The sequence below is a fragment of the Klebsiella sp. NPDC088457 genome (assembly GCF_044900465.1).
Taxonomy (GTDB): Bacteria; Pseudomonadota; Gammaproteobacteria; order Enterobacterales; family Enterobacteriaceae; genus Klebsiella.
The window spans coordinates 331869-346434 of record NZ_JBJDNH010000001.1; the positions used below are offsets into that span (position 1 = coordinate 331869).

Genomic DNA, 14566 nt, shown 5'->3' on the forward strand with positions numbered 1-14566 from the left:
TATGTATAAAAGTAACCAGATGGCAACATTACATCAACAATCACGCGGTGCCAGCCGCGTCCTCTCCCTGCAGTCAGCAAAGGCGTAGCGTATGATGATCGTTCCTTTCCAGCTCTCTTCCCTTTCCGTCACCCCCTGGAAAAACGGCGGCGGTGAAACACGTGAAATCGTCAGCGTTGCCTCTCCCGATCCCGATGCGCCGTTTCTCTGGCGCGCCAGTATCGCCACCTTACAAAACGACGGGCCGTTCTCGCCTTTCATCGGTATTGACCGGGTCATTACCTTAATCGAAGGCCAGCCGCTTTGGCTGCTTGGCGAGGGGATCCACCACCACCTGGCGCGATGGCAGCCGTGGGCTTTTTGCGGGGAATGGGCGCTGCGCAGCGAAGGGATTGTCGCACCGGGGCTGGATTTCAACATAATGACCCAGCGCACCCGGGCCGCCGCGGAGGTCAGCGTGATCTCCGCCGCCCAGCAGGCCGGCAGCGAAGGCGTGGCCTATGTCCTGGCAGGAAGCTGGTTGTTGGCCGGGAAGCGCTATGAGGCCCGAGCCGGGATCGTATGGTCGTCGCTATCGCCGGGCGAACTGGTTCCGCTCGCTGCGGATGCCCGCCTTCTGCTGGCCCGCATTACCCGTCGTTAGCACCTTCTTACCCGGCCAAACAGCGCCAAACGGCGCCTGCTATCCGGTGATATACTGGAGGGGTACGGTCGCCATTACGCGTTAAGACACGAAAATAGCGTGACACAAGGGGTCGTCAGTGGGATATAATTCTCGGCTAAATTTGAGTTATTTTGAAATAACAATCTTAACCCAATGATTGTTAAAGTAAAAATAAGCAATAACGATAAGGATTAAAGCTATGGGTTTTCTTTCCGGTAAACGCATTCTGGTCACTGGCGTTGCCAGCAAACTGTCCATCGCCTACGGTATTGCGCAAGCAATGCACCGTGAAGGGGCTGAACTGGCGTTCACCTATCAGAACGACAAACTGAAAGGTCGTGTGGAAGAATTTGCTGCGGCACTGGGTTCCAACATCGTGCTGCCGTGCGACGTGGCTGAAGATGAGAGCATTGCGTCTCTGTTCACTGAACTGTCCAAAGTCTGGCCGAAATTTGACGGTTTCGTTCACTCGATCGGTTTCGCACCGGCTGACCAGCTGGACGGCGACTACGTTAACGCGGTGACCCGCGAAGGTTTCAAAATCGCCCACGACATCAGCGCCTACAGCTTCGTGGCGATGGCGAAAGCCTGCCGCGAGATGCTGAACCCGGGCTCCGCCCTGCTGACGCTCTCCTACCTTGGCGCTGAGCGCGCGATCCCGAACTACAACGTGATGGGTCTGGCGAAAGCCTCTCTGGAAGCCAACGTGCGCTACATGGCGAATGCGATGGGTCCGGAAGGCGTGCGCGTCAACGCCATCTCTGCGGGTCCAATCCGGACTCTGGCCGCATCCGGCATTAAAGATTTCCGTAAAATGCTGGCGCACTGCGAAGCGGTAACCCCGATTCGTCGCACCGTGACTATTGAAGACGTGGGCAACAGCGCCGCCTTCCTGTGTTCCGACCTGTCTGCCGGTATCTCCGGTGAAGTCGTTCACGTTGATGGCGGTTTCAGCATCGCGGCAATGAACGAACTGGAACTGAAATAAGTTCCTTTCCCTCCTCACGCCCGTGAGGAGGGGTCTTCTTCGCCGCATCTCGCGGTACACATTCCCCCCTGTTATTCCAATCAGCTATTTGTTAGCACGTATCAATATTTTCTCCTGCTTCAGGGTTACGCCAGGATAGTTATGCATATATGGCCCACGGAAGTGCGGCTGGACACATACCCATCAAGGAACGCCCATGGAGCAACGCCGCGTTTATGGCAAAAACCACTGGTATCATGAAACCCAGTCAACAATCTGCCCGGTGGATGTATTGCCGCTCGTCCCGGAAGCCGCCCATGTCGAAGACCGTTTTCTCCTCGACCTGACATTACCGGAAGAGTGGCTGCATGCGCACGCCGGGTGGCTGGCGCCCGCGCGATGTCTGGCCGATGCCCTTTTCCCATCGTCAGTTGTCGTTAACCGCCTGCAAACCTTCAGCGCCTACGACCGCCTGAGTACGGCGCTGACCGTCGCCCAGGTGTACGGCGTGCAGCGCCTGTGCAACCACTATGCCGCGCGGCTGGCGCCGCTGCCGGGCCCGGACTCCTCCCGCGAGAGCAACCGCCGTCTGGCGCAAATCACCCAATATGCCCGTCAGTTGGCCGGCTCTCCGTCGGTGATTACCGACCTCTCCCGCAGCCAGCTGGATGAAGTCGGGCTGACCAGCCGCGACATTATCCTGATGAATCAGATTATTGGTTTTGTCGGCTTCCAGGCTCGCGCCATCGCCGCCTTTCATGCCACCCTCGGCTACCCGGTACGCTGGATGCCGGGGATGCCGCAACAAGAAGATGCCCCGGCAGAACTTTTTTCCGCCCATCCGGTGAGCTGGACGCCCGACGTCAACGATAGCGATTTACGCTATGCCAGCGATGAACGACAGGCGCTGCTGGCCGACTGGCAGCTGCATCCGGGTTTATCGGAGCTGGCGCCGCTGCTGGCCGCTCAGGAAGCGGTACTCAAGGCCCAGAACGCGTTACTCAGCCAGTTAAGCGCCAGACAGCCCTTTGCTGCGCTGGTGGCGCTGGTCGCGGCACGGATCAACGGTAGCGTCAGCTGCTTCAACGCCTGGGCCGAGCAGTGGTCAGGGGCGCCGGAATTTGCTGATGCCTTACGTCATGACGATCGGGCGCTGGCGCTCTGGCAACAGCGGTATCCCGCCGAACGCGCGGTTTCCCAGGCGGTAGAACTTTTAACCCGCGCGCCTGACCGGTTCAGCGCCGCGCAATTAACTCCCCTCACGGAATACGGGCTTTCGCGCGATCGGGTTATCGATATTCTGGCGTGGTGCGGGCTGTGTGGCTGGATGAATCGTCTGAAAATCGCCCTCGGGAATGTTCGTCAACAGACGTAAAATGCCAAACATCGCTTGCTGCAACAGGCATTATCGCGTAAAAATGTCAGCCGCTCTTTTAGCCACGAAAATACCTAATTATGTTTCAGGACAACCCGCTGCTAGCGCAGCTTAAACAGCAACTGCATGCTCAGACTCCTCGCGTTGAAGGCGTCGTTAAGGGTACGGAAAAAGGCTTTGGCTTCCTCGAAGTCGATGCGCAGAAAAGTTACTTTATTCCGCCGCCGCAAATGAAAAAAGTGATGCATGGCGACCGTATCAGCGCCGTGATCCACACTGAAAAAGATCGTGAAAGCGCCGAACCGGAAGAATTAATTGAACCTTTCCTGACCCGTTTCGTCGGTAAAGTGCATAAGAAAGACGATCGGCTATCTATCGTTCCCGATCATCCGCTGCTGAAAGACGCCATTCCTTGCCGCGCCGATCGCGGCGTAAACCATGACTTTAAAGAGGGTGACTGGGCCGTTGCGGAAATGCGCCGTCATCCGCTGAAAGGCGATCGCGGTTTTTATGCCGAACTGACTCAGTTCATCACCTTCAGTGACGATCATTTTGTTCCGTGGTGGGTGACGCTGGCACGCCATAATCTGGAAAAAGAAGCGCCGGACGGCGTGGCGACCGAAATGCAGGACGAAGGTCTGCAACGCCGTGATTTAACGGCGCTGGAATTCGTGACCATCGACAGCGCCAGCACCGAAGATATGGACGATGCGCTGTATGTCGCAGCGGCCGCTGACGGCAAGCTGCATCTGACCGTCGCGATTGCCGACCCGACCGCCTGGATCGCCGAAGGCAGTAAGCTGGATAACGCTGCGAAAATCCGCGCCTTCACCAACTATCTGCCGGGCTTTAACATTCCGATGCTGCCGCGTGAACTGTCTGACGACCTGTGCTCGCTGCGGGCGAATGAAGTGCGCCCGGTTCTGGCCTGCCGCATGATTCTGACCGCTGACGGTACCATTGAAGACGATATCGAATTCTTTGCCGCCACCATCGAGTCAAAAGCGAAACTGGCCTACGACAACGTCTCCGACTGGCTGGAAAATACCGGCAGCTGGCAGCCGGAAAACGACGCTATCGCTCAGCAGATTAAGCTGCTGCAGGACGTCTGTCTGCGCCGTAGCGAATGGCGTAAAGCCCATGCGCTGGTGTTCAAAGACCGTCCGGACTACCGTTTCGTGCTGGGTGAGAAAGGCGAAGTGCTGGACATTGTTGCCGAACCGCGCCGCATCGCCAACCGCATCGTTGAAGAGTCGATGATCGCGGCAAACATCTGCGCCGCTCGCGTTCTGCGCGACAAGCTGGGCTTTGGTGTGTACAACGTGCATACCGGCTTTGATCCGGCGAATACGGAGCAGCTGGCAACCCTGCTGAAGACCCACGACGTACACGTTGATCCGGTAGAAGTGCTGACACTAAACGGTTTCTGCAAACTGCGCCGCGAGCTGGATGCGCAGCCGTCTGGTTTCCTCGACAGCCGCATTCGCCGCTTCCAGTCTTACGCAGAGATCAGCACCGAGCCTGGCCCGCACTTCGGCCTTGGCCTCGAAGCCTACGCCACCTGGACCTCACCGATTCGTAAATACGGCGACATGATTAACCATCGCCTGCTGAAAGCCATCATCAAAGGTGAAACGGCCTCTCGCCCACAGGATGAGATCGCCGTGCAGATGGCCGAACGTCGCCGCCTGAACCGCATGGCCGAGCGCGATGTGGGAGACTGGCTGTACGCCCGTTACCTGAATCCACAGGCCGGTACCGACACCCGTTTTGCAGCCGAAATTATCGATATCAGCCGCGGCGGGATGCGCGTGCGCCTGGTGGATAACGGCGCCGTGGCCTTTATTCCGGCACCGTTCCTCCACGCCGTGCGCGACGAACTGGTCTGCAGCCAGGAAAACGGCACCGTGCAGATCAAAGGTGAAACCGTCTATAAGGTGACTGACGTTATCGACGTCAAGATTGCCGAAGTGCGGATGGAAACGCGCAGCGTTATCGCCCGTCCGTTCGCCTGATCGCTCTCCTCAGCGGCTCCCGACCCCGGGAGCCGCATTTTTTCCACCTTTCCCCGCTCATTTATCACAGATGATTTAGGTTCTGCGATCTTTTCACTTCTCTTTTTCATCCGTTTTTTGCATCATTGATTTCATTCGTTTTTGTAACCAGGATAATGCTATGTCTGATCTGAATGCCCGCCTGCTCGCCCAACGTATCGATACCGTGCTGGATATTCTGGTTGCCGGAGATTATCACTCCGCGATTCATAATCTTGAGATCCTTAAAGCCGAGCTTCAGGCGCTTGCCAGCGATGAACCGGAAGCAAAACCCGGCCAGCCGAAAGCGCCCTGGGAAATCTGAGCGCCCACATCGCCGCAACCGGCCCACTGGCGCCGATTGCCAGCCAAATAGCCCCCCTAACTGTGATGTTGCTATGAACGCCCGACAACAAAGTATTTTGCAAATGGTCATCGATAAAGGCCGCATGAGCGTGGCCGACCTCGCGAAAATGACCGGAGTCTCTGAAGTCACGATTCGTCAGGATTTAAATCTGCTGGAAAAGCAGAGCTATCTGCGTCGGACCCACGGCTTTGCCGTTCCGCTGGACAGCGAAGATGTCGAAACCCGCATGATGACCCACTTCTCGATCAAACGTGGGCTGGCGATGCGCGCAGCGAACCTCGTCGCCTCCGGCGAGACGGTATTTATCGAAAACGGCAGCTGTAACGCCCTGCTCGCCCGTGCGCTTGCCGAGCGCGGCGATATCACCATTATTACCGTCAGCAGCTATATCGCCCATCTGCTTAAAGAGACGCCGGGGGAAGTGATTCTGCTCGGTGGGATCTACCAGAAGCGCAGTGAAAGCATGGTTGGCCCGCTCACAAGGCAGTTTATTCAGCAGGTTCATTTCAGCAAAGCTTTTATCGGTATCGATGGCTGGCAGCCGGAGACCGGTTTTACCGGGCGGGATATGATGCGTGCGGATGTGGTTAACGCGGTCCTGGAAAAAGGCTGTGAAGCGATTGTGCTAAGCGATAGCTCGAAATTCAGCGTCGTCCACCCTTATCCGCTCGGGCCGGTGGGCCGTTTTAACCGTATCATTACCGATGACAGCCTGAACGATGCCGTGCGTCAACAGCTGACGGAAAGTGGTTTAATCGTCGATATCGTTAAATTTTCCTGATTGCTGTCGTTTCTCTGCTTACCTCTTTTCTCATTTTCCTGCGGCCACCCCATGTGGGCGCAGGCCGCGCCACTCCACGTCTGAGAGTATTCCGAGGGTGCAATTAAGAGTTTTTACCTGCCGGTAAAATTAAAAAAAAGTAGAATTAATATTAGCGATATAACAGGAAGTGACTATCACCTGCGTGATTAAAGTAACACCTGCGCAACGCAAGTTTCATGGAAAAGAACTTTAAGGTATAGCCTCATGCTATGCTTTAAGTAAGTAGTATCCATGAATAGATTATTCAGGAGAAAAATATGATGACTTCAATGAGCAAAAAAATGGCTGCGGCGGTACTGGCTGTTACGGTGGTAATGTCTCTGAGCGCGTGTTCCCACTGGTCTAAACGCGATCGCAACACCGCCATCGGCGCGGGCGCCGGTGCACTGGGCGGCGCGGTATTAACCGATGGTAGCACTCTGGGTACCCTCGGCGGCGCGGCAGTTGGCGGGATTATTGGCCATCAGGTTGGTAAGTAAGGTTTAAAGCAGACCACATATAAATATAACCCGCATTAGCCGACTTTAGCACCAGCAAAGAATCAAGGCCACGGTGGTTACCGTGGCCTTGTTGTTTATTAACCGCCCGCCAGCTTCACTTTCATGCCTTTGGCTTCGAGAAGGGATTTCAGCAGATCTCGCTTATCCCCCTGAATTTCAATCACGCCATCTTTCACTGCGCCGCCGCAGCCGCATTTCTTTTTCAGCTCCGCGGCCAGTTTGGCCAGAGCGTCATCATCCAGGTCAACGCCAGTAATCAGGCAAACGCCCTTGCCTTTGCGGCCGCTGGTCTGACGCTGAATTCGCACGATGCCATCCCCCTTCGGACGCGCAGCAACCTGCTTCGGCTCAGCGATGCGCCCGCTTTCGGTCGAGTAGACCAGACGGCTATTAGAATCAGCCATTATGCCCCCTTCTTCAGCGACGCATTGATCGCGCGTAAGGTCGCAGCCGGGTCGGCAGACTGAGTCACCGGACGTCCGATTACCATGTAATCAACGCCCGCTTCCTGCGCCTGCTCCGGCGTCATAATACGCCGCTGGTCGCCGGCATCGCTGCCCTGTGGACGAATACCGGGCGTGACCAGCTTAAACGCCTGTCCCAGCTCCTGTTTGAAGCGTGCCGCTTCTTGCGCCGAACACACCACCCCGTCCAGCCCGCAGCGCTGCGTTAACGCCGCCAGTTTTGCCGCATGATCGGCGGGTGAAAGCGTAATACCCAGATCCTGCAGATCGCTGGCTTCCATGCTGGTCAGCACGGTTACGGCAATCAGCAGCGGCGCGTCTTTAGCAAACGGCAGCAGCGCTTCTCGCGCGGCGGTCATCATCCGCGCGCCGCCGGAGGCGTGAACATTGACCATCCAGACGCCAAGGTCCGCCGCTGCGGCCACCGCGCGCGCGGTAGTGTTCGGGATATCGTGAAACTTGAGGTCGAGAAAAACTTCAAAACCACGCTGCTGCAGGTCGCCAACAAACTGCGGGCCCAGCAGCGTAAACATCTCTTTGCCGACCTTCAGACGGCAGTCGCGCGGGTCGATGCGGTCAACAAACGCCAGCGCTTTGTCGCGGTTATCGTAATCGAGGGCAACAACAACGGGAGAGGATGTGACAACGCGAGGGGAAGAAGAAGCAGTAGACGTCATGACCAGACCTTAATTGTTGATAGGCGCCGCTTTGGCGCAAAAAAGGTAAACGGGCAGCATTCTACCTGCGATGGCGGGAAATTGACAGGCTGCTTTTTACCTCCTGCCCGGCGATACCGGCTCTGCGGTTTCAGTAGGCGAGTGATAAAAAACCAAGAGTATGTTGTAACTAAAGCGAGGCTTTTTTTAGGCGCTACTGCCCGTCGAGACCGCGAATGGGCTTGATCGTCGACCATGAACGGCAGGATGGACAGTGCCAGTACAGGGTATGGGCCGTGAAGCCGCATTTTTGGCAACGGTAGCGCGGCTTGCTGCGTACCTGCTCGCCCACCATATTGCGCAGCACGCCCAGGCTCTCCTTGGCGCGCCCCTCTTCGGCTTCATTGAGGTGGTAATCCATCAATTTATGGAACACCCGCATCGTCGGGTGGCGCTCCAGCTGGCGGGTGACGTAGCTTTGCGCCGCTTCGATACCTTCACGCTGCTCAAGGATTTGCGCCAGCATCAGCTCCGCGGTGGCGCCGGTGTTTTCATCAACGCAGCGGCGCAAAAAGGTTTCCCACTCATCGAGTTTGCCCAGCTGCTGATAGCAGGTCTGAAGCATCTCGAGCGTTTCGCCGACCAGCTCTTTATCCTGGTTAATAACCCGCTGCAGGCTCTCAACCGCTTTCGCGTAATCGCCCTTCTCCATCCACACCCGGCCTATCATAATCGAGACGCGGGCGCTGTTACGGTCAGCCGCCGCGCCCTTTTTCAATAGCGTCATGGCTTTATCCATGTCGCTGTTGGCCATCTGCTGCAGCGCCAGCTCGCACCAGAAGTTAGCGATATCGCCCCGGTGCTTTTCTTTACCCAGCTTCACCAGGCGCTCGGCGACCTCAATAGCAGACTGCCAGTCGCTGGTAGCCTGATAGATTTGCAGCAGCTGCTGCAGCGCGCTGAGGCGGAAATCGGTTTCGTCCACCAGCTGTTTGAACATATCCTCCGCGCGATCGTAGAGACCGGCGGCCATATAGTCACGCCCCAGCTGCTGGACAGCCAGCAGCCGCTGATCGTAGGTCAGCGAAGCGCTTTCCATCAGGCTTTGGTGAATGCGAATGGCCCGGTCAACCTCGCCGCGCGAGCGAAACAGATTCCCCAGCGTCAGGTGGGCCTCAACGGTACCGGTATCCTCTTTCAGCATGTCGAGGAACAGGTCCACGGCTTTATCCTGCTGATTGCTCAGCAGGAAGTTAACCCCGGTCACATAGTCACGTGACAGGCGGCTCGCGTCGTCCTGTTTGGACTGTTGTGCACTTCTGCGCCCCATATACCAGCCATAAGCAGCGGCCACGGGCAAAAGCAGAAACAACAACTCCAGCATAAATGATTATTCCTTCACCGCAGGGACACCTGCGTCGGCCGGCGCGGCGTTTGTTGGTGCAATCTGATGTTCAAGGCGCTTAATCTTACGTTCGGCACGAACCAGAGAAACGCGAACCCGCAGCCAGAAAAGGCCGCAAATCAGCCAGCCAATAGCAAACCCGGCGGCAAAGAGCACGGCCAGCAATGTGGAAATACGAAATTCACCCTGCGCGAGCAAATAATTGAACGTGACCAGTTGATCGTTTTGCGCACCTAATGTCACGGAGATGACGAAAATCGCTAATACCAGTAAGAAAATAAGTAAATATTTCACACGACGTCCCGTTATGTGGGTTGAGCGAAGAAATCCCGCGTTCAGCCCTATAAAGTATCATTTTCACTGCAGGGGTGAAATGGAAAAGCACGGCACCTCTACAGGATATGCGGCCGGTTGGCGCCAAAATCAACTTTAGCCCTGTTTTATCGTCCGTTTCTTAATATCCTGCGCCTCTTCGCCAGGCGGGGTGAGCGGGCCGCACAGACGTTGTGTCAGCCAGGTGGCCACGGTCACCAGTAGCCAGGAGATAAGCGTGGCGACAATCAAATCTTGCGGCCAGTGCATGCCCAGCGCCAGGCGGCTGCCCATCACCGCGGTGGCCCACGTCAGCAGCGCGGCCATGGTCAACCAGCGCCGCCGCGGCCACAACAGCCCTACGCCGAGTAACGCCCAGCTGGCGGCAAACATGGTGTGCCCTGACGGAAAAGCAAAACCGGTCTCTTTTTGCCAGTGCTTACGCAGGAATTTGGGAATCTCCCGCTCCTGCGCCAACTGTTCATGCACCAGTTTAGCGCGTTCTTTGCGTTTTAACGCGTAGAATTGATCGACCGGCACCTGTTGCGTCTTTTCCAGCCATACCACAAAAGGACGCGGCTCCTGCATCTGCCCTTTGATCCACGACTTAATGCCCTGGCCCAGCAGAATCGCCGCCGCCAGAATCATAAACAGCACCACGGCGGCGCGCAGACGAAAGCGTAAACACCACAAAAACCAGCCGCATAACAGCGTGTGGGTGATAATGCCCCACGGCTGGGTCACGCTTTCGGTAATCCAGTACAGCAGCGTTAACCAGCCTTCCTGAAGGCCTGGCTGCCACTTCCAGCCGGATGTCCATACCGCAGCGGGCATAACGATCAGTAGCGCCGCAGCGATGGCGGTTCGTCTGGCAATCGACAGCATCTCATCTCCTTATCTGTTCACCCGACTATCATAACGGAAAGTGGTTCGTTTGTGCGCTTTACGCGCAGGCAGCCGTGCGCAATTAGGAGAACGTCAGGGCATTGTGGCAAAATAGCGGCAAACAGAAGCACATTCAGGTGCTGACAGAATCTGGAGAATCACATGCAGCTTAAACGTGTGGCAGAAGCCAAACTGCCAACCCCCTGGGGCGATTTCCTGATGGTGGGTTTTGAAGAACTGGCAACCGGACAGGATCATGTCGCGCTGGTATTCGGCGATATTTCGGGCCAGTCGCCCGTCCTGGCGCGCGTACACTCTGAGTGCTTAACGGGCGATGCCCTTTTTAGTCTGCGTTGTGATTGTGGTTTTCAGCTGGAAGCGGCGCTGTCGCATATTGCCGAAGAGGGGCGCGGGATTCTGCTGTACCATCGTCAGGAAGGCCGCAACATCGGTCTGCTGAATAAAATCCGCGCCTACGCATTGCAGGATCAAGGTTATGACACCGTGGAAGCGAACCACCAGCTGGGCTTTGCCGCGGATGAGCGCGACTTTACGCTGTGCGCCGATATGTTCAAACTGCTCAACGTCGAGCAGGTCCGCCTGCTGACCAACAACCCGAAAAAAGTGGAAATTCTGACCGAGGCCGGGATTAACATCGTTGAACGCGTGCCGCTGATCGTCGGACGCAACCCGAAAAATGCCCACTATCTGGACACCAAGGCCGCCAAGATGGGGCACCTGTTGAATAAATAGTTCGCCAGCATGAAAAAGGGCCAGCCGACGCTGGCCTTTTTTTACAGCATATTGCGGATCACATAGTGCAGAATACCGTCATTCTGATAGTAGGTCAGCTCGGTTGCGGTATCGATACGGCAGCGGCAGTTAATCACCTCTTGCGTACCGTCCGTCCGCGTTAAGGTCAGCGGAACGGTCGCACCTGGCTGTAAGGCCTGCAGATGGCTGATATCAATCCGCTCCTCTCCGCTCAGCCCCAGCGTTTTACGCGTCACGCCCTGCGGGAACTCCAGCGGCAGGATCCCCATCCCAATCAGGTTAGAGCGGTGAATACGTTCGAATGACTCGGCGATCACCACCCGCACGCCCAGCAGACGCGGACCTTTCGCCGCCCAGTCGCGGCTGGAACCGGAGCCATACTCTTTCCCGGCCACGACCGCCAGCGGAACCCCTTCATCCTTATACAGCATTGCCGCGTCATAAATCGCTATCGGTTCACTGCCCGGCAGATGTCGGGTCATCCCCCCTTCCACGCCCGGCACCATTTCGTTACGAATGCGGATGTTGGCAAAGGTCCCGCGCATCATCACTTCATGGTTACCGCGGCGGGAGCCGTAGGAGTTAAAGTCAGCGCGCGCCACGCCGTGTTCCTGAAAGTAGCGCCCGGCGGGGCTGTCCGGTTTGATGCTACCGGCGGGTGAAATATGGTCGGTGGTCACCGAGTCGCCCAGCATCGCCAGAATCCGCGCGCCGTGAATATCCTCCACCGGTTCGGGCAGCACGCCCATCTCGTCAAAGAAAGGTGACAGGCGAATATAGGTTGAATCCTCCTGCCAGTCATAGGTATCAGAACGCTCGACGTTAATCGCTTTCCACTCCGGCGTGCCTTCGAACACCTCGGCATACTCTTTGTGGAACATTTCGGTAGAAACCTGCTCAACCGCCTGCGCAATCTCCAGACCGCTCGGCCAGATATCTTTCAGGTACACCGGTTGACCATCTTTACCGGTACCGAGCGGATCGCGGGTCAGATTGACGTTCATATTACCGGCGAGGGCATAGGCCACCACCAGCGGCGGCGAAGCCAGCCAGTTGGTTTTCACCAGCGGATGAATTCGGCCTTCAAAGTTGCGGTTACCGGAAAGCACCGCCCCGACGGTTAAATCCCCTTTTTTGATGGCCTCTTCGATCGGTTCCGGCAATGGCCCGGAGTTGCCGATACAGGTGGTACAGCCATACCCGACCAAGTTGAAACCCAGCTCATCGAGATACGGCGTCAGATTGGCATGGGCCAGATAGTCAGAAACCACTTTTGACCCCGGAGCCAGAGACGCTTTTACCCACGGCTGCGGCTTAAGTCCCAGTTCAACTGCCTTTTTCGCCAGTAGACCGGCGGCCATTAACACGCTGGGGTTAGAGGTATTGGTACAGGAGGTAATCGCGGCAATGGCGACCGCTCCGTCGGGCAGCGAATATTGCTGTCCGTTCAACGTATAGTCAACCGGCAGACGCGCTGTCTGCGTCAGGTTAACCTCCAGCTCGCTGCTGGCGGCGAAGGCCTTCGGCACGTCGCCAAGCGCCACGCGGTCCTGCGGGCGTTTCGGCCCGGCCAGGCTCGCCTCCACGGTGCCCATATCGAGAGCCAGGGTACTGGTAAATACCGGTTCATCGCCGGTCTGGCGCCACATCCCCTGCGCTTTGGCATAGGCTTCCACCAGCGCCACCTGCTCATCGCTACGCCCGCTGAGGCGCATATAGCTCAGGGTCACCGCATCGATCGGGAAAAAGCCGCAGGTCGCGCCATACTCCGGCGCCATATTGGCGATCGTCGCCCGGTCCGCCAGCGGCAGCGAATCGAGGCCATCGCCATAAAACTCCACGAATTTACCGACCACGCCGTGCTGGCGCAGCATCTGGGTTACGGTGAGCACAAGGTCGGTGGCGGTAATGCCTTCGCGCAGTTTCCCGCTCAGCTTAAAGCCCACCACATCCGGGATCAGCATCGATACCGGCTGGCCGAGCATGGCGGCTTCCGCCTCAATGCCGCCGACGCCCCAGCCGAGTACGCCCAGGCCGTTGATCATCGTGGTGTGCGAATCGGTACCGACCAGCGTGTCAGGCCAGGCGACCCACTCGCCGTTTTGTTCTTCGCTCCACACCGCTTTGCCCAGATATTCCAGGTTAACCTGATGGCAAATCCCGGTCCCCGGCGGAACGACGCTAAAGCGGCTGAAGGCCTGCTGCCCCCAACGCAGGAAAACGTATCGTTCGTGGTTGCGATCCATCTCGAGACGAACGTTTTCCTCGAACGCATTTTCGTTACCAAAGCGGTCTACCGTTACCGAGTGGTCAATCACCAGGTCGACGGGGGAAAGCGGATTCACTTTCGCCGTATCTCCCCCCAGACGTTTTACCGCTTCGCGCATTGCCGCTAAATCCACCACCGCAGGCACGCCGGTAAAGTCCTGCATCAGAACGCGCGCCGGACGATAGGCTATCTCCCGGTCGGCGTGAGCGTGCTGCAGCCAGCCCGCCAGCGCCTGGATGTCTTCCGCGGTGACCGAGTCACCGTCCTGCCAGCGCAGCAGGTTTTCGAGTAGTACTTTGAGCGACTTGGGTAGACGGCTCAAATCGCCCAGTTGTTTCGCGGCCAGCGGTAAGCTGTAGTAATGGTAGGTTTTCTCTTTGACCTGTAGCGTATCCTTGCTGGCTGCTCGTAGGGTTGACGACATAGCTCCTCCTTTATCACAGGGATGGCAAGCCCTGATCCTCCTCAGGGTTAATACTAAAGATAACACATACCAGGCATAACACTTTGATAACAACCCAAATTGCTAAAATCGGTAAAATCACCAGCGACAGAAAAGCTGAATAACAACAGGGGGGAATGTTGAAAGAGATTGATGGTTCGGATATAGCCGCGGATGAAATTTATACGAGAGGCCAAAAGGAAAAGAACTAATCGCCAGTGGATTGACGATTAGTTCAACAGAATGGATTATTGATTAAAAGACACTGTGGCGAAATAACTCCTCCTTGTTGCCGTTAGTATATTAAAGTGAATAATTCGTTGCGATTTCTCCGTCATAAAAATGACATATATTCATATTCAGAAAATGCAGGCTCAGCTGATGATCCAAACGTTACAGACGACGAGCGCGATGAGACTCCAGAACATCGCAAGCCCAAGGATGACGGCACTCCAGGCCCTACTCCTTAACACAGGATCAATCTCCGTTTTGTCACTTTCCTGTGACATCGCAAACTTCATATAATCGATATCACGAATCATTTTATCACCACCAATCGCTAAAATTATCAGGTACGATTAAATCTTAATTATGACCGTTCGATTAATCCAGCTAATTCTCTTAGAAATG

15 protein-coding genes are annotated in these 14566 nt (G+C 56.3%); 8 read left to right on the plus strand and 7 right to left on the minus strand.

Annotated elements, in window-relative coordinates:
• Positions 1-94 precede the first annotated feature (94 nt).
• The 7 genes from ACI2JR_RS01490 to osmB all read left to right on the plus strand — a co-directional run bounded on the left by ACI2JR_RS01490 (position 95) and on the right by osmB (position 6708).
• Positions 95-643 carry a HutD family protein gene (locus ACI2JR_RS01490; protein WP_462477735.1) on the plus strand — a complete coding sequence of 183 codons (549 nt, stop codon included), beginning with the start codon at positions 95-97 and terminating at the stop codon, positions 641-643.
• 220 nt (positions 644-863) lie between these two features.
• A complete protein-coding gene (fabI, locus tag ACI2JR_RS01495) occupies positions 864-1652 on the plus strand; it encodes an enoyl-ACP reductase FabI (RefSeq protein ID WP_132726419.1) in 789 nt (262 codons plus the stop codon).
• A gap of 196 nt (positions 1653-1848) precedes the next feature.
• Positions 1849-3006, plus strand: coding sequence for a CMD domain-containing protein (locus ACI2JR_RS01500; RefSeq protein WP_462477665.1), 1158 nt, complete (start codon positions 1849-1851; stop codon positions 3004-3006).
• 80 nt (positions 3007-3086) lie between these two features.
• Positions 3087-5021, plus strand: a complete 1935-nt coding sequence (locus ACI2JR_RS01505; RefSeq protein ID WP_132726424.1) for an exoribonuclease II — start codon at positions 3087-3089, stop codon at positions 5019-5021.
• 160 nt (positions 5022-5181) lie between these two features.
• Entirely contained in the window at positions 5182-5364 is a 183-nt protein-coding gene (locus tag ACI2JR_RS01510; protein ID WP_131050198.1) for a YciZ family protein, read from the plus strand.
• A gap of 73 nt (positions 5365-5437) precedes the next feature.
• Positions 5438-6187, plus strand: a complete 750-nt coding sequence (locus ACI2JR_RS01515; RefSeq protein WP_462477666.1) for a DNA-binding transcriptional regulator YciT — start codon at positions 5438-5440, stop codon at positions 6185-6187.
• 302 nt (positions 6188-6489) lie between these two features.
• Positions 6490-6708: an osmotically-inducible lipoprotein OsmB gene (osmB, locus tag ACI2JR_RS01520; RefSeq protein WP_026612282.1), complete on the plus strand. Its 219-nt coding sequence runs from the start codon at positions 6490-6492 to the stop codon at positions 6706-6708.
• Positions 6709-6806: 98 nt separating this feature from the next.
• On the opposite strand, the gene yciH is transcribed toward osmB, so the two are convergent.
• The 5 genes from yciH to pgpB all read right to left on the minus strand — a co-directional run bounded on the left by yciH (position 6807) and on the right by pgpB (position 10451).
• Positions 6807-7133, minus strand: coding sequence for a stress response translation initiation inhibitor YciH (gene yciH / locus ACI2JR_RS01525; RefSeq protein ID WP_132726430.1), 327 nt, complete (start codon positions 7131-7133; stop codon positions 6807-6809).
• Positions 7133-7870 carry an orotidine-5'-phosphate decarboxylase gene (gene pyrF, locus ACI2JR_RS01530; RefSeq protein ID WP_462477667.1) on the minus strand — a complete coding sequence of 246 codons (738 nt, stop codon included), beginning with the start codon at positions 7868-7870 and terminating at the stop codon, positions 7133-7135. Before pyrF ends, yciH begins: the two co-directional genes overlap by 1 nt.
• Positions 7871-8063: 193 nt before the next feature.
• The gene (gene lapB, locus ACI2JR_RS01535) at positions 8064-9233 is read right to left on the minus strand and encodes a lipopolysaccharide assembly protein LapB (protein WP_132726436.1); all 1170 of its coding nucleotides are present in this window, start codon (positions 9231-9233) and stop codon (positions 8064-8066) included.
• Between the two features lie 6 nt (positions 9234-9239).
• On the minus strand, positions 9240-9548 hold the full coding sequence (locus tag ACI2JR_RS01540) for a LapA family protein (RefSeq protein WP_004861050.1): 309 nt from the start codon (positions 9546-9548) through the stop codon (positions 9240-9242).
• Between the two features lie 135 nt (positions 9549-9683).
• Entirely contained in the window at positions 9684-10451 is a 768-nt protein-coding gene (gene pgpB, locus ACI2JR_RS01545; protein WP_462477668.1) for a phosphatidylglycerophosphatase B, read from the minus strand.
• 162 nt (positions 10452-10613) lie between these two features.
• On the opposite strand from pgpB, the gene ribA reads away from it, so the two are divergent.
• Entirely contained in the window at positions 10614-11204 is a 591-nt protein-coding gene (gene ribA, locus ACI2JR_RS01550; protein WP_132726441.1) for a GTP cyclohydrolase II, read from the plus strand.
• Positions 11205-11245: 41 nt separating this feature from the next.
• Here ribA and acnA read toward each other — a convergent pair whose 3' ends face one another.
• Together acnA and ACI2JR_RS01560 are read right to left on the minus strand one after the other, a co-directional pair.
• Positions 11246-13918: an aconitate hydratase AcnA gene (gene acnA, locus ACI2JR_RS01555; protein ID WP_462477669.1), complete on the minus strand. Its 2673-nt coding sequence runs from the start codon at positions 13916-13918 to the stop codon at positions 11246-11248.
• Between the two features lie 392 nt (positions 13919-14310).
• A complete protein-coding gene (locus ACI2JR_RS01560; protein ID WP_132726447.1) occupies positions 14311-14478 on the minus strand; it encodes a YmiA family putative membrane protein in 168 nt (55 codons plus the stop codon).
• Positions 14479-14566: the final 88 nt, after the last annotated feature.